Raw genomic sequence first — 21,840 nt, 5'->3', positions numbered from 1 at the left:
ACCTATTCTTTCACCTCTCCAGGTTCTTTACTAGCGGGATGAATGGTAAACTTGACCTTTAGAATGCGACGGCTATCCATCTCCAAAACTTCAAATTCGTAGTTACGATAGGCTACCTTTTCATGCAACTCGGGAAATTCTCCTTTGATCTCTAGCAATAGGCCGGCCAGTGTATCGGCATCACCCAGTACTTTTTCAAATTCGGACTCACTGACTTTGATTATTTTATAGAAATCGGTAAGCTGCGTTTTAGCTTCGAACACCCATGTGTGATCATTCAATACGGCGTAAGTACGTTCTTCATCATCATATTCATCATGTATCTCACCTACAATTTCTTCAATGATATCTTCCATAGAAACAAGTCCTGAGGTTCCTCCGAACTCATCGACCACAATAGCTATATGGATTTTATTCGCTTGAAAATCGCGCAGGAGATCATCAATCATCTTGGTTTCCGGAACAAAGTAAGCAGGACGAATTAAGGACTGCCAACGGAAATTATCTCCCTTACTGATATGCGGTAATAAGTCCTTTATATACAAGATTCCCTTGATGTTATCTCTCGATCCGGAATAAACCGGAATACGCGAATAGCCGTTTTCAATAATACATTGCATAACATCTTTAAAGGGAGTACGAAGATCCAAGTCAACCATGTCGATCCGAGAGGTCATCACTTCCTTGACTGCTTCATCACCAAAGCGAATGATACCTTCCAAGATATTACTCTCTTCGGACAGTTCATCCTTATCAGTAAGCTCAAGGGCATGAGAAAGTTCATTGACCGATATATTGTGCCGCTTCTTTACGAAATGCTTATTGACAAAAGTACTGGAGCGAACTAAAACAGCGATTATCGGATAAAACAGCTTCTCCAGAAAACAGATAACCGGAGCAGCCGAACGGCAGAAAGCTAAAATGTTCTGTGCCGAGTAAATCTTGGGCATAATTTCTCCAAACAACAACAAAAGGAAAGTCAATATGACGGTCAGAATCAAGAATTCCGCCACGGGGGAATTAAAATCAAACACATTCATAAAGAAGAAGTTGCAGAGCATAATGATGGTCACATTCACAAAATTATTCGTGACCAGTATCGTAGCCAGCAAACGCTCCGATTTTTCCAAAAGCATACTAATTTTCGCATCGGAAGGATGATTACGCTCTTCAATGTCGTTCAAGTTTGAAGGAGAAAGTGAGAAAAAGGCAATTTCAGAAGCCGAAGCAAATCCAGAAGCAAGCAAAAGTATACCTGCCAATACAATAGCTATAATAGCTAGAAGAGAAGGTGGGTTTAGAGTAATTCCGTTAAAGATTTCAGCCAGTTGGCTTAAATAATCATCTGAGTCCAAAGATTGTTTTTTTAATTAATAATTAAGATGTGTCAGTTGACAATCGGGAATCAAACTTGTCTAATTCCCGATTATGAACTTAAAACGGCAGATCGTCTGCCGGACTATCTTGTTGTACTGATTCCGCTTGCGGTGCTTGAGCTTGTGCAGGATTCGGCTGTGGAGCAGGAGCCGCTCCGGTGCTAGCACCTTTCGGAGTCAACATCTCCATATTATCGATATAAACTTCGGTTACATAACGCGTCGCACCCGCTTGATCATTGTATGAACGAGTTCTTATCTTGCCTTCCAGGTAAAGTTTGTCTCCTTTATGGACATATTTATCTATTATCTCAGCCAAACGGTTAGAAGCTACGATGTTATGCCATTCGGTACGTTCCGGAACCTGAGTTCCGTTAGCAAGTGTATAAGCGCGATCGGTCGTTGCTAAAGAAAAAGTAGCCACTGCCGAACCTGTATCGAAGTATTTCACACGAGGATCTTGTCCTACGTTTCCCAATAATATCACTTTGTTAATAGCCATATATGCTTTATTTTTTAATTCAGAAAACACTTTATTCGCCGTCAAAATTAAAAAGAATAACAATAGAAAGCAAGTATTATGATCACTTTTGTGAACGAAAAAACGGTTTTATTATTCACGACTTATTTTCTCTATCTAACTGATATACTTTTCAATAAAAGTATGTATCAATCTGGAAACAGCATATTGTTCGAGTTCATTAACTCTTATTTTTTGATATCGAGAAAAAGAGACGGATTCTTCGGGCAAGGTCACTTCATAGAAATTCGCATAGATTACTTGGTGAGAAAGTACGTGCTTCACGTTCCGGCAGACACAACGAATCAACGGTTCTTCGCCGGGAGCCAACATAGCCTGAAAGTCTGCTAATGATAAAAACTCATCTTCAGACACAGCAGTAGCTGTTTCTATCAATGGAAATTCGAACAAGTTTTGCCAGATATCGTTTAGGGTCCGTTTGCTAATAAAGGTATACGCGCCCACGCGTACATATATATAATTCAAAAAACGATCCCGACTTTTCACTTTATACTTTTTGACCGGCAGCTTCGCCACTCGTCCTGTGGCATATCCCAAGCAAGTCTCACTCAGCGGACATGACGTACAGTCCGGCGACTGTGGCGTACATTGGAGAGCACCAAAATCCATAATACCTTGATTATAGAGAGCCGGTTGCTGCTTATCAAGCATTTCATCAGCTAATGAAGCAAAATACTTCTTCCCCTCTGTCGAGTCAATCGGAAGATCAATACCAAAATAACGGGAGAGTACCCGGTATACATTTCCATCTACAACAGCACAAGGCATATTGTAGGCAAGTGAACAAATCGCTGCAGCGGTATACTCACCTACTCCTTTCAAGGCCAACACCCCCGGATAAGTTTTCGGGAAGCGCCCATTCATACTTATAGCAGCAGCATGCAGATTACGCGCACGGGAGTAATAACCCAACCCTTGCCAGTATTTCATAACCTCTTCTTCTTCCGCATCAGCTAGCGTTTGTATATCAGGAAAGCGTTCGATAAACCGAAGATAGTAGTTATATCCCTGTACAACACGAGTTTGCTGAAGAATTATTTCTGAAATCCATATTAAGTATGGGTCTTTGGACTCTCTCCAAGGCAGGTCGCGTTTATTCACTTTATACCACGCTACAATAACTTTACTGAAAACATTCATGCTATGCTATGTAATTGAATTCTAAATATTTATTCTATCCTTACGATAAATTGGCTATACAAAAATAGCTCTTTTAAGTGGAAGGATAGACACCTCTTACACTTTTTTAAAAAAATGTGCAAGATATATTTTTTTTAGGACGCCAAAAAGCTATATATTTGCAGTCCAAAAAATTAGCAAAAAACCAAATAATAATATTTTTTTTATAAAGAGATGACTAAAGCAGATATTGTAAACGAAATTACAAAGAAAACCGGAATTGATAAGGTTACTGTTCTTACCACAGTTGAAGCATTTATGGATGCAGTGAAAGATTCTTTGGCTAACAATGAGAATGTATACCTTCGCGGGTTCGGCAGTTTCATTGTAAAGAAGAGGGCTCAGAAAACAGCTCGTAATATTTCTAAAAATACTACGATCATTATCCCCGAGCACAACATCCCGGCTTTCAAACCGGCTAAGACATTTACAATTTCAGTAAAGAAATAAAGAAACAAGAGTATTAACCCATAAAATTTTGAAGCTATGCCAAGCGGAAAGAAGAAAAAAAGACATAAAATGTCTACGCACAAGCGTAAAAAAAGACTAAGAAAGAACAGACATAAAAGCAAAAAATAATTTTTAGTCTAATCCAAACAGAAATAAAGAACAAACTTGCAAAGCAAATATCTTTCAAGTTTGTTCTTTGTTTAAGAAGCTGACCCAAAAATGAACAAACTGTCAAAATAGTTGTTCATTCTATTAGAACTTAATAATAATAGAAATCCCAAACAGTGACAAGCGAACTAGTAGTAGACGTACAACCCAAAGAGGTATCTATCGCCTTACTTGAAGATAAGAGTCTGGTAGAACTTCAGAGCGAAGGAAGAAACATTTCCTTTTCTGTGGGTAATATGTATTTAGGACGTGTTAAAAAACTAATGCCCGGACTAAATGCATGTTTTGTAGATGTCGGTTATGAGAAAGATGCTTTCCTTCATTATTTGGATCTGGGTCCTCAATTTAACTCACTGGAAAAGTTTGTAAAGCAGACTTTAAGCGACAAAAAAAGACTGAACTCCATCAGTAAAGCAACCCTCCTCCCCGACCTTGATAAAGATGGCACAATAGCCAATACACTCAAGGTAGGACAAGAAGTAGTGGTGCAGATTGTAAAGGAACCGATATCCACCAAGGGACCAAGACTAAGCTCCGAAATATCATTTGCCGGACGCTATCTGATTCTTATCCCTTTTAACGATAAGGTTTCTGTGTCTCAAAAAATTAAATCGAGCGAAGAGCGCGCACGCCTGAAGCAATTGCTAATGAGCATTAAACCCAAAAAATTCGGGGTAATTGTTCGTACTGTGGCAGAAGGAAAACGCGTTGCCGAACTCGACGGAGAGCTTAAAGTTTTGATTAAGCATTGGGAAGATGCCATGAGCAAAGTGCAAAAGGCTACCAAGTACCCAACTTTGATTTATGAAGAGACGAGCCGCGCTGTAGGTTTACTGCGTGACCTCTTCAACCCTTCGTTTGAAAACATCTATGTCAATGACGAAATGGTGTTTCACGAAATCAGAGATTACGTTGCACTCATTGCCCCTGAACGGGCAAATATAGTGAAGCAATACAAAGGGCAACTTCCTATTTACGACAATTTCGGTATCACCAAGCAAATCAAATCGTCGTTTGGTAAAACAATATCTTACAAGAGTGGTGCCTATCTGATTATTGAGCACACTGAGGCGCTTCACGTAGTAGACGTGAACAGCGGAAATCGCACCAAGAATGCCAACGGGCAGGAAGGTAACGCACTCGAAGTAAATTTGGGGGCAGCCGATGAGCTAGCCCGACAATTACGATTGAGAGATATGGGTGGTATCATTGTAGTAGACTTCATTGACATGAATGAAAATGAAAATCGTCAGAAGCTTTACGAACGTATGTGTGCTAACATGCAAAAAGACAGGGCAAGGCATAATATCCTGCCGCTCAGCAAATTTGGCTGATGCAAATCACGCGCCAGCGTGTGCGCCCTGCAATGGATGTAAATACAACTGAAACCTGCCCTACCTGCTTCGGCAAAGGCACGATCACATCATCCATTCTTTTTACAGACACTTTAGAGAGTAAAATTGATTATCTGGTCAATAAGTTGAAGGTGAAGAAATTCTCACTCCACATCCATCCGTACATTGCTGCTTACATCAATCAGGGACTTGTCTCTCTGAAACGAAAATGGCAGATGAAGTATGGACTCGGTATTAAGATTATCCCTAATCAAAAATTAGCTTTCTTACAATATGTATTCTATGATACAGACGGTGAAGAAATCGACATGAAAGAGGAAATCGAAATCAAATAACAAAAAAGGGGCTATCCGGAAAGTTGGATAGCCCCTTTTTTGTTACTAATTTCATCATCGGGGCTTGATATACGTACTTTGCACAATGATACAACACTCTTATGAGTTAATCACTTTTTTGCGTATCATCCAGTATATCAACTGCTTATTTTGCGTCTTCTTTTGGTCATACGCAGAAGTATGAGGAAGCTATAAACAGAAAGTAGCTTTATTCACAAATTTCACGCTAGTTTACTTACGCTCATATAAGTTGTTTTCGCGATATGCTCTGTTAGGCTATCACATAGCAGAATCAGGCGTACAAGAGTTGACTTGTCTTAGAGACAAGTAGGGTTGGAGTCAATCAAAGATAAGGGTAAGAAAAAGGTGAGTTGATTGATTACAGGCAGAAGGCTACATAAAGTCAACGCATTGCGTTCTTTTGCACAACTGCCAGTTAGGAATATCTAGTTCCACCGCTTCGGAAATTAGTTTCATCTAGAGAAGCAAACTGTTTCATCAGCATGAGAATTTTGTTTCACCCTTATGAAACATTTGTTTCATCACGAAGAAACTTTTGAGAAAAGGGTAAGGTTGTGGCAATATCCAGATTCCGTTTACACATTTGCATTTATTCTTTCTGATTCGCTACGCTACTTTATTGAAAGGCTTCTGATTTACTTCATAGTCATTTCCTATTCTTCTCGGCTGGGTTCACATAAGAGATGGGCTGCATCAATAGACTACTTATTCTACAAAATAATCTATTCAAGCGAGTGAATAAATGTATCCCAAAAGAAGACGCAATATATCAAACTATCAATCAGAAGTTTACAGCAAAAGATGACTATGACTAGATGTTGTTTACATTTTGTCTACCTAGCTTTGTATTAAGGGAAGTAATGCATATCCTCTTATTCCTGCAAACCATAGCACGCAAATTACGATCATTCTTGCTCTAGTAACTAAAAAAAGGAGATGCCCTTTTGAGACACCTCCTTTTTTGTTATATCTTAAATCCGATATTACTTCCGCTCATCGAATGCCGCGCTAATTAGTGCTTGTAAGTTTTGATAATGACTTCTGACTACTCCACTAGATGCAGCTGCCATTCCTGCCAAGCCTCTACGGAGTTCAATCAGATGCCCACGAGCAATAGCAGGTGCATCGGAAGGAGCTTCGAAAGCAGAAGCCACTGATCTTACTCCTGAAGAACTCTTCGGCTTATCAAGCAATGAAATTAATGCATTCACATACGTTTTCTGCAAACCGCGCTGATAAACATCGGGACGCTTGCCACCCAGCATATCGCTCCAGATACTCTTCTTCAAATCAGCAAACAGTTCAACCGCCGTATAAGCTTTCGAGCCGTTAACCAACTCATTAGCTGTCATTTTATCCAGCGTGCCCTGGCTGAGCAACTGTTGCAATCTACTTGCCTGCAAGCGATTGATTACAGTAAAATAGTTAACTCCGGTTCTTTCCGCAAGCTTACTATCAGCCAACCAAGTAGGTGTAGTAAACAATTCTTTATTCAGGAAAGCGATTGCACGTTTCTGTATCTCTTTAGGTACATACTCAATAGCCTTTGTCTCGGTTTGCTCTACAGAAATCGGATTGCGATAAATACCGGCAACGTTGGTAAGAACATGTCCCGTATAAAGATTGAATTGACCAACTACATTCTGATAAAGTGCATAAGCCTTTTCATAACCTTCATTCGGTTCATAGGTCCAATTCATGATTTCGGGCATGATACGTTTTAAATTCTTAATACCGTATGTACTTGCCAGCATTGCATCATTACCTAAGTCTTCACTCTGGTTACGCGGATCATTCCGGTCACTCTCCGTTCCAAAGGTATACCGATTATCTTCTTTCAGTTTTTCGATAATCCACTTGTTCATATAAGCTGTTTCCGCATCGGCTGTTGCATACTGTGGCATCCAACGGTATCCCCATTCGATAGCCCATTTATCATAGAGTCCGATGCGAGGAAAGATACCCGCATGAGAAATACCATCTTCCGGCTGTGCCACGTAGTTGAAGCGAGCATAATCCATAATGGAAGGAGTATGTCCGTTAGCTTCTACCCACGCTTTATCACGTAGCTTTTCTACCGGAACTGTATGTGAAGAACCAAAGTTGTGACGCAATCCCAGCGTATGCCCTACTTCATGCGAAGAGACAAAACGGATTAACTCGCCCATCAGCTTATCATCGAACATCGGTTTACGGGCTTCCGGATCAACGGCAGCCGCTTGAACAATGTACCAATTGTATAGCAAACTCATTACGTTGTGATACCAGTTGATATGCGTTTCAAGTATTTCACCACTGCGAGGATCGTGTACATGAGGTCCACTTGCATTTGGAATATCAGAAGGTTTGTAGACGATAGCCGAGTGACGTGCATCTTCAAGACTCCACGTCGGATCATCTGTCGGCGCTTCTTTACCTATAATCGCATTTTTAAATCCAGCCTTCTCAAAAGCCGCTTGCCAATCGTTCACTCCCTGAAGAAGATAAGGTACCCACTTTTTAGGCGTATTCGGATCGATATAGATAACAATCGGATTCTTCGGTTCTACAAGTTCTCCCCGAAGGTACTTCTCTACATCCTCGTCTTTAGGCTCTAGCTTCCAGCGGGTAATATTCGCTTTGGCCTTCACGCCGTGTGGATTCGCATCAAAATCTTTGTATCCAACAGCAAAATAGCCAACACGGCTGTCAAATAGTCTCGGCTTCATGGGTTCTTTAGATAACAGAAGCATTGAACTATTCAACTCATAAGTTACTGGAGTTGTAGAAGCAGGAGCCATCATTCCAGCTATCCCGGGAGAAGCTGCTCTTCGGCGTTGGAAAGTGCGAACCGTGCGCACTTCAATGTTGCGCGGAAAAGCTTTCAATGTATCGATATAGCTGGCATCATCAATCATATTTCCGATTTCAGCACCATTTTTGGCACGATTTGAGAACGAAAACATTTCATTGTCTCTGCGAATATAATCAGTCATATCAATGACATAGTTGGTAGTCTTCCCTTCCTCACGTACTGTTTTTAAAGGAAAAGTAGCTATCACAGGCTGCACATTTGAGTTCATCACAGCCTGATACAATCCCAAGGTATCCGAAGAATGTTCTATATAAGAGATTTCACGAACAAACAATTTATCGCCTGGCCCTTTTTCAAAACGAATCACCTGGTCACTGATGAAATCACCCGGATAACCCACCTTACGTTTTTGGTTGTCAACCGGGGCTTTAACTATCCGGTTTACAATCAACATGTCACGTCCAAAAAGGGAATCTGCTATTTCAAAATAGTAACGGTCGCCAACATAATGTACTTTTAAAAAGCCATTCATTGTTTTTGCTTTTCCAGTAATAACTCTTCCATAGGGTTGAAGAGAACTTTTTGGCTTACCGGCGAGAGAATCGGTATTAGCCTTAGCTACTTGTTCAGTTTTGCCTTTCTTTTTTTTCTTCTTTTTGAAAATATCTGTCGACTGTGCTCCAATAGTTGGAATCAGCAACGTCAGAATCATCAAACTTGAAACGATTTTCTTCATACGTTTGCTTTTTTTTAGAGTGTTTATGCCCACAAAGATAATTATTTAAAAAAGATCCACAATGATGCGTATAGTAGTAATCGAATTATCGAATGAAAAGATTGATTATAAAAAGAATAGATTGATACTTTAGCAGACTATATTCCGATAATTAAGAAAAGAATGATCCGGTTGAGCAATAATGTTTCACATTCCTTTCCACGCGCTTTTTTCTTTCGAAGAGGTATTCTATCAATGCTAAATACCCAATGCGGGAGAGGTGCCCCTAAACAGATAAGGTATAACTCTAAAGATTGACAAAGAGATACCCTATATCAAGAGTATCTCCTTTAATCAATCGCATGTTTTATTATTTTTTTAAATCGTCTGTAGACTTTACGTGCTATTATTGAATATAGCGATAGTATCTATCAAAGAACCTCCGAAAGCCTGAGAGCTTCATCAATCCTTTCTCAAATAACAAGATACCCAACAATGCGCAAGCAATTCCAAGCAATACATCAATGATGTAATGATGGCATGAATATACAGCCGTAGCCCATATACCAACCATAATCACCGAGAACAATGTGATCACATACCATTTGCATCGACGTATGACGGCATAAACCAAAGCTACAACCATGTAAGCGGCATGCAACGAAGGAACAGCCGCAAATACATTCGCATTGCGTCCATAGATAGAGTTAAAGACATTCAGTCCTGTCAACTCATCAAAACGCCCCAATCCGGCAACATTTCCCGGCGTGTTAAGCACAGGTTCAAAACCATAGTTAATGGCATACCAAGGAGGAGCAGCCGGATGTATATAGTAACCCATAAATCCGATCAGATTGACAAAAAGGAAAACCATGGCAAAACGCAGATAGATATTTCGCGACTTGGTTAAATACAGCCAAAGACCAAAAGCAATGGGAACAGGTACCCAGCATAAGTAAAAGATGCCGGCAAACAAATCGGCCGTTGCCCAATGATGTTGAGCGAAATACTCACAGGGAATCAACAGAGCACCATTATCTGTGACACCAAACAATGATTTCTCCAGATTATACAATCCGGCTACATCAATTGGATTTACTTGGTAATTGGGGCAAATACGCATCCAATCATACGAAATACCAAAAATGGCAAACGGAAGTAAAGCTACTGCCAGTTTACGAGTGGGGAGTCCAGCAAAAAAAAGGATTAAATAAAGCACTGCCATTAGCATGTGCTCAAAGCGAAGTCCTATAAAAGTAGCAGTCAGAATAAGAAAGATAGACATTCCTCCGATAACAGTCCACATTTCTTTTACCGACAACTTCTGAGTTTTTTTTATCATTATATGAAAATTGTATTCAAACTATTCTTCTTTACGCTCATTAGCCAACAGAACTTTGCGGCAATGATTAACACGTACAAAAGCGGTTATGTTGGCCAATACGGCAACTACAGTCAAAGGCACAACTAAAATTAGAATCGGATCAAACAACGTAATGTTACTAAATATACCGCAGAACAAAGCTCCAAGAGCAGTCAACACGACACGTTCAGGGCGTTGCATAATTCCCACTTTACATTCAATGCCCAGACCTTCGGCGCGAGCACGCACATAACTGACCATCAACGAGCCGATAAGTGCAACAAATGCAATAATGGAATAGATGAAATAGCCTTCCACCAGTAAGTAGTAGCATATACCGAAGAATGTCACCAATTCGCTATAGCGGTCGAGCACAGAGTCATAAAGCGCTCCAAAGGTAGAACTCATATTGCCAACACGAGCAACACGTCCATCCATCATGTCAAACAATCCCGCGAAAAGAATGATTCCACCGGCCCATCCAACATAAGTAAGTTCCCCATGATCGGCATAAGCACACGCATAAATAAGCAATCCAGCGGCGAACACATTCAGTATGAACCCGGTAGTTGTGATAAAGTTGGGAGTAATTCCTATTTTTACCATCCCGTTAATAAGTGGATTGATTATCTTATAAATCAACTGCTGCAAATAATCTCTGTAGTTCATATCTATTATTCTTCTGTTTATTTCATTTTCTAAAAAACCGTTTGACGTCTATACTTCTATACACAAAAAAACGTTGCATATTATAATTCCAAAATAAAGCAACAATTGCTGAAACCAATATTTTGGGGATAATAAAAAAGTCGCCAAAATGCTGACTTAGTGTATCGCGCACCCACGGAATTTCGGCAAGAGTCTCCGTTAGGTAGTAAGTTCCCCAAGTATTCAGCCAAACACTGCAAACCCAAACGATTATATATTTTACAGCGACATTAGTTTTCTTCCCTTTCGATTTAAAGGTCCATTTATAATTAATAACGCAGTTGAGTATTCCACCATAAGTTGCACCCGCCAGGGTCGCATAAACATAATATACATCGAAGAGTTTTACTAATAAAATAGTTATCAGAAAATCTGCGATGGTTGCCATCTGCGCAGAAACTTGCGCACGTAAAAATACAAAGAAGCCTCCTTTTTGTGAAATTATTCGCAGTATTTTTTTTAGCCAACCAGACATCTCACTCCTATTAGTAGCAAAAAGCTATATACACCTGCCAAAACATCGTCCATCAACACACCGATTCCACCGGGTAAACTCTCCATTTTACGTATTCCCAAAGGTTTCCAAATATCCAGCATACGGAATAGAACAAAGGCGGCTATTACATACCAATACCACTTATCATTATTGGGTACCGCAAGTAAAGGTATCCACACGCCTATCATCTCGTCTATCACGATACGTGACGGGTCTTCACCCCAAAACAGTTTCAACCGATTGGCAGACCAGACACCGGCAAAGGTGAATACGATCACCAAAGCTACTGTAGCCCACAATAAAATATGAAAAGGAAGTAAGAAGTAGAGTATTACCCAAATAATTGAAGCAAGCAATGCCCCAGCTGTACCGGGAGCAAAAGGAGAAAATCCGGCACCGAAACCCGTGCCTATGAGAACAGGAAGAAATGGAGGAGTCTTCACTAATTATGAATTTAAGATGTTTATGACGTTAAAACCAAAAGTTGAGGTTAAATATTCACCTTGTCAGAAGGCAAGGCAAATACTCAATCTCAACTTTGCTATATTACTTTTATATTACGCCAAGTAATCAGGTTCTTTTTCACCAACCATGTTACGCAGTGTCTGTTTTACCATTCTCCACTGAGTAAACAAATCGTGTTCAGACTCATGTTCACCATCATGCATCGGGCTCTTACAGAAGAATGACAACCAGGTTTGAATGCCAGACATACCAGCACGCATCGCTAAGTCAGAGAAGAGAACTAAATCCAATGCGATTGGAGCAGCCAAGATTGAGTCACGGCACAAGAAGTTCACTTTGATTTCCATAGGATATCCCATCCATCCGAAAATGTCAATGTTGTCCCATGCTTCTTTGTTGTCCTTGCGAGGTGGGTAATAGTTGATACGTACCTTGTGATAAACGTCTCCGTACAAATCAGGGAACTTCTTAGGTTCAAGAATTGTATCAATTACAGAGAGTTTACTAACCTCTTTTGTTTTAAAGTTTGCAGGATCATCAAGAACCTCACCATCACGGTTACCAAGATGTTTGTAGAGAACCATCCGCTAACACCTAGCATACGAGTTTTAAACATCGGTGCTAATACGGTTTTCAGCAATGTCTGACCACTCTTGAAGTCTTTACCAGAGATGGGTACATTCATCTGCTTAGAGAACTCCCACATAGCCGGAATGTCTACGCAAAGGTTCGGAGCACCCATTACAAACGGAGCACCTTCAGCAATAGAAGCGTACGCATAACACATACTCGGCGAAATGACCTCTGTATTGTTTGCCTTCATCGCTTTTTCCAAAGCCTCGAGCGACATATGCTCTTCAGACATCGGAATGTAGATTTCCGTACTTGCAGCCCACAGCATAACAATGCGATCACAGTTATTCGCAGCCTTGAAGTCACGGATATCCTGACGGAGTTGTTCTACCATGTCCCAGCGGGTAGCAGCATTTTTAACATGCGTACCATTCAGACGTTTTGCCCAGTTGTGATCGAAAGCTGCCGGCATTGGTTTAATAGCTTCCAACTCTTCTTTCACACCATTAAGGTCTTTTTCTTTTAAGACTTCGGCATACAGAGAAGCTTCATAAGCATTTTCTGGAAAAATATCCCAGCCACCAAAAACGATGTTTTCCAAATCAGTCAAAGGCACAACGTCCTTGATGAGTTTTTCATCGTTATTTTCCATGCGCATTGTAGCAAACTGAGTAATGGCACCTATCGGTTTCGCCAGTCCCTTACAAGAGGCTAGTGTACCTGTAATCATTGTAGTAGAGACCGCTCCACCCACTCCAACTACCAAAACGCCGAGGCGGCGGTAGCCGGCTTAATTTCTTGTTTCATTTCTATTCTATTAAAATTAAACTAAAATTGTCGCAAATTTACGACTTATTAATCATTAATGTAGTGTTTGTTTGTCATATATACATTGCAATTAGCAGGATTTAACTTTTAAAAGGTCATATGAAGACTAATTCTTAACCCTGAATTATCTACGCCGGGCAACTCCCGATATGTCAACCGCCAAAGATAATCAAATCTTAGCACTTTAAAAATATTTTCCACGCCAACTCCAACTTCTACATAAGGAGTCCGCCCCATTGTGGAAGTAGTTGTTGCGGGAAAAGCAAACAAACCATCACTCAATGCCGGGTTATTTTTATCACTCAAGTTTCCATAAAGCCCTCTACATGAAAGCACCTCCCGCCACTTCAATTTCTTCAATAAAGGGACCCGGTTGAACAGCCAGCCATTCAAAAAGTAAGTAACGTCCCACGAGAAATACTCATCATTTATAAACTCCATGGCATTCATCAAAGAGTAGGATTCCGGCTGTATTGTGTAAGAGAGGTTAGCATTAGGCATGATCAAAAGTGGGAATGGAACTTTATCCCATACTTTCCCCGCTTTTAGTATTACATCTGTATAGCCAAAAGCTGAAAACCAAAACCTTTTTTGTATACCGGCCTCTGTGTGATTGTATGTGTAATCGCTACCCAGAACTCCCTTACCGGCAATGGCATGAGACAATGTGAACACCGGAGCATCCAACGATACAGGGAATCGATTCCACTGTGTTTGAAAAAACTTTTCATTAGGAGCATAACGCAATTTTAATTCGGCCGCTGTTGTAGAGAACTGATTCACAGGATCATTTACTTCTCCATTCTTCTGCAAAAAAGGGATTAAAGAAGAAGTTTCATCGGTTCTGCGTCGAGCCGTCAGCTGGAAAGAGAATCCGGAATAAAACTCATTTGTATAGGTCATTTCTGCCTGCTGATAATAACCGATCCGATCGTCCTTCTTTCGTTTGAGAGCCAGAAAAACATTGTCCTTACTTGTATAAAGATAATTCTGTCCATACTGGTTAACGTCCGATTCATAGCGCATCTTCAGTGAATGGATTGGAAATTCGTTGGCATACTCTTTCTTCTTTTTAAAAGAATACTCAACTTCTGCCAACCCTTTGAGCCGGTTGTCATTAAAGCCATACGCCATATAGCCTTTTCCAAACCAATGAGGGTTTAGCCAGGCGGTAGTCATTCCTCCCACACGAACACGAGCTCCTTCAAGCGAGTTACCACTGATAGTCGCATTCATCGGACCGATATAGAAAAGCGGCGCTTCTTTGGAGGTCGGTATATAGCCGGTGAAGAGAACTGTCAAGACCTTCTCCGTCCAAAAGTAAACCGGATAGCTGCGCAACTGAGTCATTAAGTTATCAACCGAGTTTTCTTGCTCGGTAATCGCTTCATCCGGACGATTCTCTGTCCAAAACGCTGCCGAACGAGATAAGGCCTCATTCCCCTCAATAATGCGCTCAGGCTTTTCAAACACCTTGGCTTTCTCTTCAGTCGGCTCAAATGAGTAGTTATTATAATCAGCTATACGCCGAGCAAAAATACCATCGGTATTTTCTGCCAGCTTAAATTCAACAGTAATGCTTTCATGATCCAACATACGTGTCCCATCTTCGGCCCGTTTAAACTCTTGTTCGAGCAACATATAGTCGACAAAGTTTAGGTTAATCTTCTTCGGGAAATTAAGCACGGCACGCTTTACAAAATAGGTAGAATCCAGAGTCACGTACAAATGTCCTGTAAAGCCGAAAGACTCGGAGTTATAGGGTACAAAAGTCAGATCGACACAACGTTCGCCAGCAACCTGCAAAGTGTCCATTAAGTAATATTTATAAAAGCCGGTAGCCATGCGAGATAAGGGGCTTACAAACTTATTTGTAAAAAGCGAGATATTATTCTCATAAATATCCACATCCTTAAAGACTTCATTAATGGCCGCTTGCATCCCTTGTTTAGAGAATATTTCATCTACCCCGGCCTGCTTTCTGGCTTTAACCACCTGTTTTTCAGACTTTGGATAGTTCCGGTAATAATCGGTAGCTAAAAGTTCACGAGCCGAAACTGTCAAAATAGGTTTCCCGGTTACGGCGGATGTATCAACATACTCGGTCAGAAACTTAAATTTGCGATAAAGCCATTTTTGTTGTTTTTCCTCATTGAAATTATTCAACGCAAAGGTAGTCTTTTCATAACGATCTCTTTGCCAGTACTCCTTTTCATTGGGAGAGTGATTCTTGCGTTGCTCAATCATTTGCCTGACAAAGTCGACGGCCGGATTATCTTTTTTGCGATAACGCTCGCGCTTAGGCTTAATGGTTACTTCATTCAATGAATAAGATGTAGGTGAGAGAGCAATATTGAAACGGGGCGCACTTGCCGGATTGATTGAGTTGCTATAATCATTATAGCCTATCGTAGAGACAATAAGACGTGCCTGCGAACGACTAGTCTTGAAATAAAAGCGCCCGTCACTTCCTGTGGTTGTTCCTTCGGAAGTTCCTTGCAAATGAACAGAAGCATACGGTATAGGTTCTTTGGTTAACGAATCAGTTACTACTCCTTGCACTATATGTTGAGCACTTAGCGAGAAACTGAAAGCCAATAAAAGATAGAGCGCAAGCACACTTTTTAAAACTAATCTCATACCTAGATCCTATTGAATTGAGACGACAAAGGTATGGGGTCTCGAAAAGGAAAAAAAGGTCCATTTGGTGGAAAAAATGTCCCTATTCGCAGATGTTTGGAATCCGAACACTAAAACAAGTTCCTTCACCCAGTACCGAAGCAACGTGTATTTCTCCATGCAACCGCTCTACGATTGTCTGGCAAATGCTTAGTCCTAATCCGGCTCCTTGCGTAAAGTTATCCACTTTATAAAAACGCTCAAAAATGTGTTTTATCCCCTCTTCGGAAATACCAACTCCTGTATCTGCTACGAATATTCTCGTATAGTCTGTTCCAGCCTCTTCTTCATAACCAACGGTAATAGAACCACTTAACGTGAACTTAGTAGCATTATTTATTAAGTTGTTAACTACTTGTTGCAGGCGAATGGAATCTGTTATCAAGCATTTGTTATCGTTTTCAGGCATATCCAGTCGCAATTCCACACCAGGAGGCATATTCAACTGCTGCGAATCGTAGACGGTTTTCAGAAGTAAAGGCAAGCTATGACTTGCACATACAAACTCCATCGTACCGGATTCAATTCGGGACAAATCGAGAATATCATTTATCAAAGTCAGCAATAAGGTACAATTCTTATTAATCGTTTCAATGAACAACGCGATTTCTTCCTGCGAGAAGCTACTCATATCACTTAATAAATCAGAGAAACCGACAATGGCATTCAGAGGAGTACGTATTTCATGGCTCATATTGGCAAGGAAGGCCGATTTTAAGTTATCAGCTCTCAAGGCTTCATCGCGGGCATGCCTCAACTCTTGCTCCACTATTTTATATCGCTGTATGCTTTGACAAACTCCCAATATATTATATGGCAGATCATCAGACATTCCTTTGATTACAGAAGATCGGTACTCCCACCATTCATAGATGCCCTTTGCGTTCCGTTGCCGAAAGTTTAGGCGGCTACTATTAGTCTCGCCTGCTAGTATTTTATCGAAATAAGATCGTATCTCATTCAGATCATCCGGGTGAATCATATGATCCATCTCTTTCCGAGAAATCGAAATAACCGATGGCCCATATCCAAAAGTGGACAAAAAACCGGGAGGGAATAGTAAGCTATCAGATTCCAGATCATACTGCCAGGGGTAAATGGCACTTTCTTCCAACGCCATATCAAAAAAGCGTTCCTGCATTTCTTCACCGGAAATATTACGAGCTGAAAGCACCATACCAATCATCTGTCCCTTTGTATGTATAGGTGCAATTTCACCGGAAACCAGAAAATAATGTCCTTCATGTGTCTCTTTCAAAAAAGAGTCCGGAGGAATCATAACACTTTGTTCGGTCTCAGCAACCTTGAGAAGCATCTGTTGTAAGATATCTTCTCCATTATTATAAATACTAAAAATACTTCCGGCAGGCATACCCTCATAAGGACGGTTAGCGTATTCTTCCGGCAGATTTATTAGTTTATGCAGCGAGTTATTGGTAAAATGAATGCGCAGCTCCGTATCATACGTAATAACGGCATCACGTATAGAGTGTAAAACGGTATCAAACTCATCGCGCTGCTCCACCAGTTTATTTTGTATTAACAAGCGAGTCTGAACTTGTACCTTCGCTTAGCTTCTTTACGATTCAAACGAATCAGCCAAATAACGCACCCGGTTAACAACAACAAAGCCAAAGGATACAGGAACATAAATAGTAATTTATTCCTCTCCCAATAAGATTCATTCACAATGAAACCATAAGAAGAGACCGCACTGGGATCGACCTTAAAAAAGGCCAATTGCTTAGAATCATAAATAAAGCCTTGCGGTGTTTCTCTTACTCCCAGATCTTTAGGTTTATCTCCCCGCAACACGAAAGCAGCATATCTTCCCGCATTATAAGCAGAGGTATAAGCATCGTCATCATAAACACAAAACACACCATTTTTGAGTCCGAGATTTTGACAAGCGAAAAAAGGAGCTTTGGAATTCTTACCCACAAATGAAAGATAGGGAGTCCACTTTGGAGCGATAACTACACGATTGGTGCTATTACGTGGGTAACATACTGCTGAAATGACATCTTGCGTAGTCTTTACCTGTGTATTATACACTTTCATGGTATAGTCTGAATATATCTCATGAAAAAGGTTCCAGCCTGTTAAAAAGCTTTCCAAACCTTTATTACTCAGGAAACTGTTATCAACGATGCAAATGACTTCCTTTCGCTCTGGAAATATCCGATTAACTTGTTCCAAAAGAGCGAAATAGTTTGGATTGGAAGTAAACCCGCATACATTGGGCAACCTCTTGATTAAATCCATATCCGGATACTTTATGCCGAAAAAGACAACAGGAATTTTTAATGGTAAAGAATCGTTGGAAGCGTAAAGGGAATAAAAGGCCTCATCATTAGCCGTTACAATTAAATCAGTTTTCCGTTCCCGAGCCCTTTCACAAAAGCGTTTCATCAAGACTTTCTCTGATTCAAACTTCCAGAAATTAGCATCTAAGTACTCAGTCGTTACAGTTGCCTTTATACCGTTTTGTTTGATTCCATTTATCAACCCCTGAATCAGTTGATCATGCCAGGGAGTTTGAGTATTATATGATTGGATAAAAAGTACATTATAAGTCCTTTCCACCGCCATGAGACGGCAAGAGAAAAGCAAACAAAAGGCAATTAGACAGTAATACCGTCGATCCATAACAAGATTCTATTGCTTTTAATTATTTAATGCGTAAATATACATCAATTACATTGAAAATTAAACAGACACATCATTCTTTTGTTCTTTATAATATTTGAAAAAATGCAAAAAAACAGAAAGCGTTCTTTTACATTTAGAGAATAAAGGACGTCTGAATACTCAAAGACGTCCCTTATTTATTTACTCTTATGACTTATATTATGCTTTGTCTTGCTCCAAAGGCTCATCATTCGATTCTTCTCCCAATGGGTTGTCGCTTCGATAATTTCCCGTTCTCGTACTTCTTTTGCTTTACGGGCATAGATAATCATACGCATCGATTGATCGTACGTAAAATAGTTCCATACCCAGTTCAACAACACGACTACTTTATTTCGTACGCCCAGTATAGAACGTAAATGAACTACCAACCACATAACCCAAGCAAACCAGCCATGCATCTTCACTTTGCTAAATTCAGCTACTGCCTTATTACGGCCTACTGTAGCCATTGAACCAAGATTGCGATAATGGAAAGGTTTCATCTTCTTCCCTTTTTCCAATCGGATTAAGTTCTTAGCTAATAGTTCTCCCTGCTGAATAGCTACTTGTGCCAACTGCGGATGACCGGATGAGTAGTCTTTATCTGCAACTTGAAGACATTGATCGCCAATCGCAAAAACATTGTCCATGCTTTCTACTCGATTGAACTCATCTACTTTAATGCGGCCTCCACGCCCTATCACGGCTTTATCTAGATTGCCGAAAGAGACTCCGGTTACTCCACTCACCCAAATAAATGTGCGGGTAGCGATTTCACTTCCATCTTCCAACATAACCTTGTGGTCGCGATAATCCATCACCTTCTTATTCAGAAGAATGTTCACACCCATCTCACGCAAGAACTGTTCGGCATGTTTGGATGACTCTTCGGACAAACCGGCCAACAAGCGCGGTCCCGCTTCAATCAAATAAATATGCATCAAACTGGCAGGCATATCCGGATAATCGACCGGTAAAACGAATCGTTTCATTTCCGAGAGAACACCGGCTACCTCGACTCCGGTAGCTCCTCCGCCAACCACAACAATGTTCAAAAGCTCTTGTTGCTCAATTTTGGTCGAACAAGTCAATGCACGTTCCAAATTCGCCAACAAAGCATTGCGAAGTCCCATTGCCTCCGATACGTTCTTCATCGGCATCGATTCTTCCTCAATCTGCTTATTGCCAAAGAAGTTGGTTGTTGTGCCTGCGGCAAGCACCAAATAATCGTAGTCAATTTTCCCGATAGAGGTCTGAATCATATTCTTTTCGGGAAAAAATTGCACGTACTTCCGCCATTCGGAAATAAAAATCCTTTCGACGCTGGAAGATTTTACGGAAAGGAAAAGATATGGAACTAGGCTCCATACCCGCCGAAGCTACCTGATAAATTAAAGGAGGGAATTGATGGTAGTTGTTCTTATCGACTAGTACAACTTGAAAGCCCGAATTCTTTAGCTTATTAGCTAACTTCAAGCCCCCAAATCCACCGCCAACAATTACAATACGTTTTTTTTCATTCCTTTCAACATTAAAGCTCATACTAAATTCCTATTTATTTTATATTACAACAAAAATGATCGTTATTCTGTTTACAAATAGTCTTACTATTTTTTCAATTAACGCAATCTCAACCGATCGCCTATTTCAGGAATATAATCGCCCTCTTTGCGATTCATCTTATAAAGATTCTTCAATCGAATACCAAATTTCTGCGAGATTCCATGCATAGAGTCTCCATCCCTTACCACATAGACCGAATAGGGCTTAGAAGCTTTTTTCTTTTTACCTTTCAAGTAGATAATATCTCCATCTACCAGCGTATAGTCCTGCTGCAAATCATTATGTCTCACCAGCTTCTTCCAACTGATGTCAAACTCCTTACCCAGTTCTTTGAAAGTATCTCCATCACGAGCAACAATATAAGCGATATCATTGGCCAGATAGACCGGATGCGGTTCGAGTAACCACGGATTTTTCTTAAGTTTACGCTCCGTATAAACTCCCTTCCGGTCGTATTTATATAAGTTATAATCTTCAATTATCGTTATCAACCGATTGGCATAAGAAGGATCGGTAGCATAGCCGGCTTTTTTCAAACCTCGAGCCCATCCTTTATAATCGGTTATATCCAACTGAAACAGAAAAGCGTAACGCGCACCTCTTCTCAAAAACTCGGAATGATCTTCGTATGAAGCACGTGGATGCGCATAAGCCCGGAAACATTCATCACGAGCGTCATCATCATGACGCACGGTACGCCCACGCCAACTGCCTCCACATTTAATGCCGAAATGATTATTGCTTTTACGAGCCAGTTCGCTAGCGCCTGCTCCACTTTCCAAAAGTCCTTGTGCCAATGTGATGCTGGCAGGTATTTTAGAAAGCTTCATTTGCTCCACAGCCAACTCACTGTATTTCTCTATATATTCAACGTAGCGGGTATTTTGTCTTTGTGCTTGCACCGAAAGAACAAATATAAGTGCAAAGCCAATAAGGACAAATCTGTGCAGTTCTTTTCTCATGTTTAATATACCTGTATGTTTAGAAGGTACAAAATTCATAAAAATAATTGGGATTATCAATCTCTTTCCTAACTTTGTGACATTAAATGTAAAACTAATCAGTTTGTGCGCATGAAAGACCTAACCATTACCGCTATAATCAAAGTATATCAATACGATGAGCTAAGTAGTTCCGATCAGAAATTAGTAAAAACCGCCATGGAAGCGACTGCACGAAGCTACGCTCCCTATTCTCGTTTTTCTGTGGGAGCCGCCGCGTTATTGGGCAATGGAACTATAGTAGAAGGAACCAATCAAGAGAATGCCGCTTACCCTTCGGGAACCTGTGCCGAACGCACTACGTTGTTTTATGCGAATTCTCAATACCCCGATCAGCCGGTAACAGTTTTAGCTGTTGCCGCTCGGACAGAAAAGGATTTCATAGAGACGCCTATCCCGCCTTGTGGAGCTTGCCGTCAAGTAATCTTGGAAACAGAGAAGCGATACGGACACCCTATCCGAATTCTTCTTTACGGGAAAGAATGTGTTTATGAAATTACGAGCATCCGCGACTTATTACCTCTGTCGTTCGATGCATCAGCTATGGAGATTTAATT

Annotated in this window: 12 protein-coding genes and 4 pseudogenes; 3 read left to right on the top strand and 13 right to left on the bottom strand. The window is 40.5% G+C overall.

The genetic code is table 11. From position 1 onward, the window contains the following. Window positions 1–2: 2 nt before the first annotated feature. The 3 genes from JCM10512_RS07995 to mutY all read right to left on the bottom strand — a co-directional run bounded on the left by JCM10512_RS07995 (window position 3) and on the right by mutY (window position 3,057). Window positions 3–1,355: a gliding motility-associated protein GldE gene (locus JCM10512_RS07995; RefSeq protein ID WP_044161998.1), complete on the bottom strand. Its 1,353-nt coding sequence runs from the start codon at window positions 1,353–1,355 to the stop codon at window positions 3–5. Window positions 1,356–1,434: 79 nt separating this feature from the next. Further along, window positions 1,435–1,878: a single-stranded DNA-binding protein gene (locus JCM10512_RS07990; RefSeq protein WP_044161997.1), complete on the bottom strand. Its 444-nt coding sequence runs from the start codon at window positions 1,876–1,878 to the stop codon at window positions 1,435–1,437. Window positions 1,879–2,013: 135 nt separating this feature from the next. Beyond that, on the bottom strand, window positions 2,014–3,057 hold the full coding sequence (gene mutY / locus JCM10512_RS07985) for an A/G-specific adenine glycosylase (protein ID WP_044161995.1): 1,044 nt from the start codon (window positions 3,055–3,057) through the stop codon (window positions 2,014–2,016). Window positions 3,058–3,270: 213 nt separating this feature from the next. On the opposite strand from mutY, the gene JCM10512_RS07980 reads away from it, so the two are divergent. Further along, window positions 3,271–3,546 (top strand): HU family DNA-binding protein, encoded by a 276-nt coding sequence (locus JCM10512_RS07980; protein WP_044161994.1) that lies wholly within the window; start codon window positions 3,271–3,273, stop codon window positions 3,544–3,546. 284 nt (window positions 3,547–3,830) lie between these two features. Then, window positions 3,831–5,404 (top strand): annotated as a pseudogene (locus JCM10512_RS07975) (Rne/Rng family ribonuclease). A gap of 1,004 nt (window positions 5,405–6,408) precedes the next feature. Here the strand turns inward: JCM10512_RS07975 and JCM10512_RS07970 are convergent. The 10 genes and pseudogenes from JCM10512_RS07970 to JCM10512_RS07925 all read right to left on the bottom strand — a co-directional run bounded on the left by JCM10512_RS07970 (window position 6,409) and on the right by JCM10512_RS07925 (window position 21,244). Next, on the bottom strand, window positions 6,409–8,955 hold the full coding sequence (locus JCM10512_RS07970; protein ID WP_044161991.1) for a zinc-dependent metalloprotease: 2,547 nt from the start codon (window positions 8,953–8,955) through the stop codon (window positions 6,409–6,411). A 385-nt stretch (window positions 8,956–9,340) separates the two neighbouring features. After that, window positions 9,341–10,276, bottom strand: a complete 936-nt coding sequence (locus JCM10512_RS07965; RefSeq protein ID WP_081741255.1) for a phosphoinositol dihydroceramide synthase — start codon at window positions 10,274–10,276, stop codon at window positions 9,341–9,343. Between the two features lie 21 nt (window positions 10,277–10,297). Beyond that, window positions 10,298–10,966: a CDP-alcohol phosphatidyltransferase family protein gene (locus tag JCM10512_RS07960; protein ID WP_044161990.1), complete on the bottom strand. Its 669-nt coding sequence runs from the start codon at window positions 10,964–10,966 to the stop codon at window positions 10,298–10,300. Between the two features lie 22 nt (window positions 10,967–10,988). Continuing rightward, complete coding sequence (locus JCM10512_RS07955; protein WP_044161987.1) at window positions 10,989–11,480, bottom strand: GtrA family protein; 492 nt, start codon at window positions 11,478–11,480, stop codon at window positions 10,989–10,991. After that, window positions 11,465–11,944, bottom strand: coding sequence for a phosphatidylglycerophosphatase A family protein (locus tag JCM10512_RS07950; RefSeq protein WP_044161985.1), 480 nt, complete (start codon window positions 11,942–11,944; stop codon window positions 11,465–11,467). Before JCM10512_RS07950 ends, JCM10512_RS07955 begins: the two co-directional genes overlap by 16 nt. A gap of 114 nt (window positions 11,945–12,058) precedes the next feature. Further along, a pseudogene (locus tag JCM10512_RS07945) lies at window positions 12,059–13,346 on the bottom strand (inositol-3-phosphate synthase). A 108-nt stretch (window positions 13,347–13,454) separates the two neighbouring features. Next, window positions 13,455–16,007 carry a DUF5686 and carboxypeptidase-like regulatory domain-containing protein gene (locus tag JCM10512_RS07940; RefSeq protein ID WP_044161983.1) on the bottom strand — a complete coding sequence of 851 codons (2,553 nt, stop codon included), beginning with the start codon at window positions 16,005–16,007 and terminating at the stop codon, window positions 13,455–13,457. An 82-nt stretch (window positions 16,008–16,089) separates the two neighbouring features. After that, a pseudogene (locus JCM10512_RS07935) lies at window positions 16,090–18,695 on the bottom strand (sensor histidine kinase). Window positions 18,696–18,874: 179 nt separating this feature from the next. Beyond that, window positions 18,875–20,261 (bottom strand): annotated as a pseudogene (locus tag JCM10512_RS07930) (NAD(P)/FAD-dependent oxidoreductase). 77 nt (window positions 20,262–20,338) lie between these two features. Beyond that, window positions 20,339–21,244 carry a glucosaminidase domain-containing protein gene (locus JCM10512_RS07925; RefSeq protein ID WP_044162081.1) on the bottom strand — a complete coding sequence of 302 codons (906 nt, stop codon included), beginning with the start codon at window positions 21,242–21,244 and terminating at the stop codon, window positions 20,339–20,341. Between the two features lie 111 nt (window positions 21,245–21,355). Here JCM10512_RS07925 and cdd point away from each other — a divergent pair, with 111 nt between their 5' ends. Further along, complete coding sequence (gene cdd, locus JCM10512_RS07920) at window positions 21,356–21,838, top strand: cytidine deaminase (RefSeq protein ID WP_044161981.1); 483 nt, start codon at window positions 21,356–21,358, stop codon at window positions 21,836–21,838. The last annotated feature ends 2 nt before the right edge of the window (window positions 21,839–21,840 follow it).

Origin of the sequence: Bacteroides reticulotermitis JCM 10512 (assembly GCF_000517545.1) — a bacterium.
Lineage (GTDB): Bacteria > Bacteroidota > Bacteroidia > Bacteroidales > Bacteroidaceae > Bacteroides > Bacteroides reticulotermitis.
Note: the sequence above shows the minus strand (reverse complement) of the source record. Positions and strands in the feature narration are given on the sequence as shown.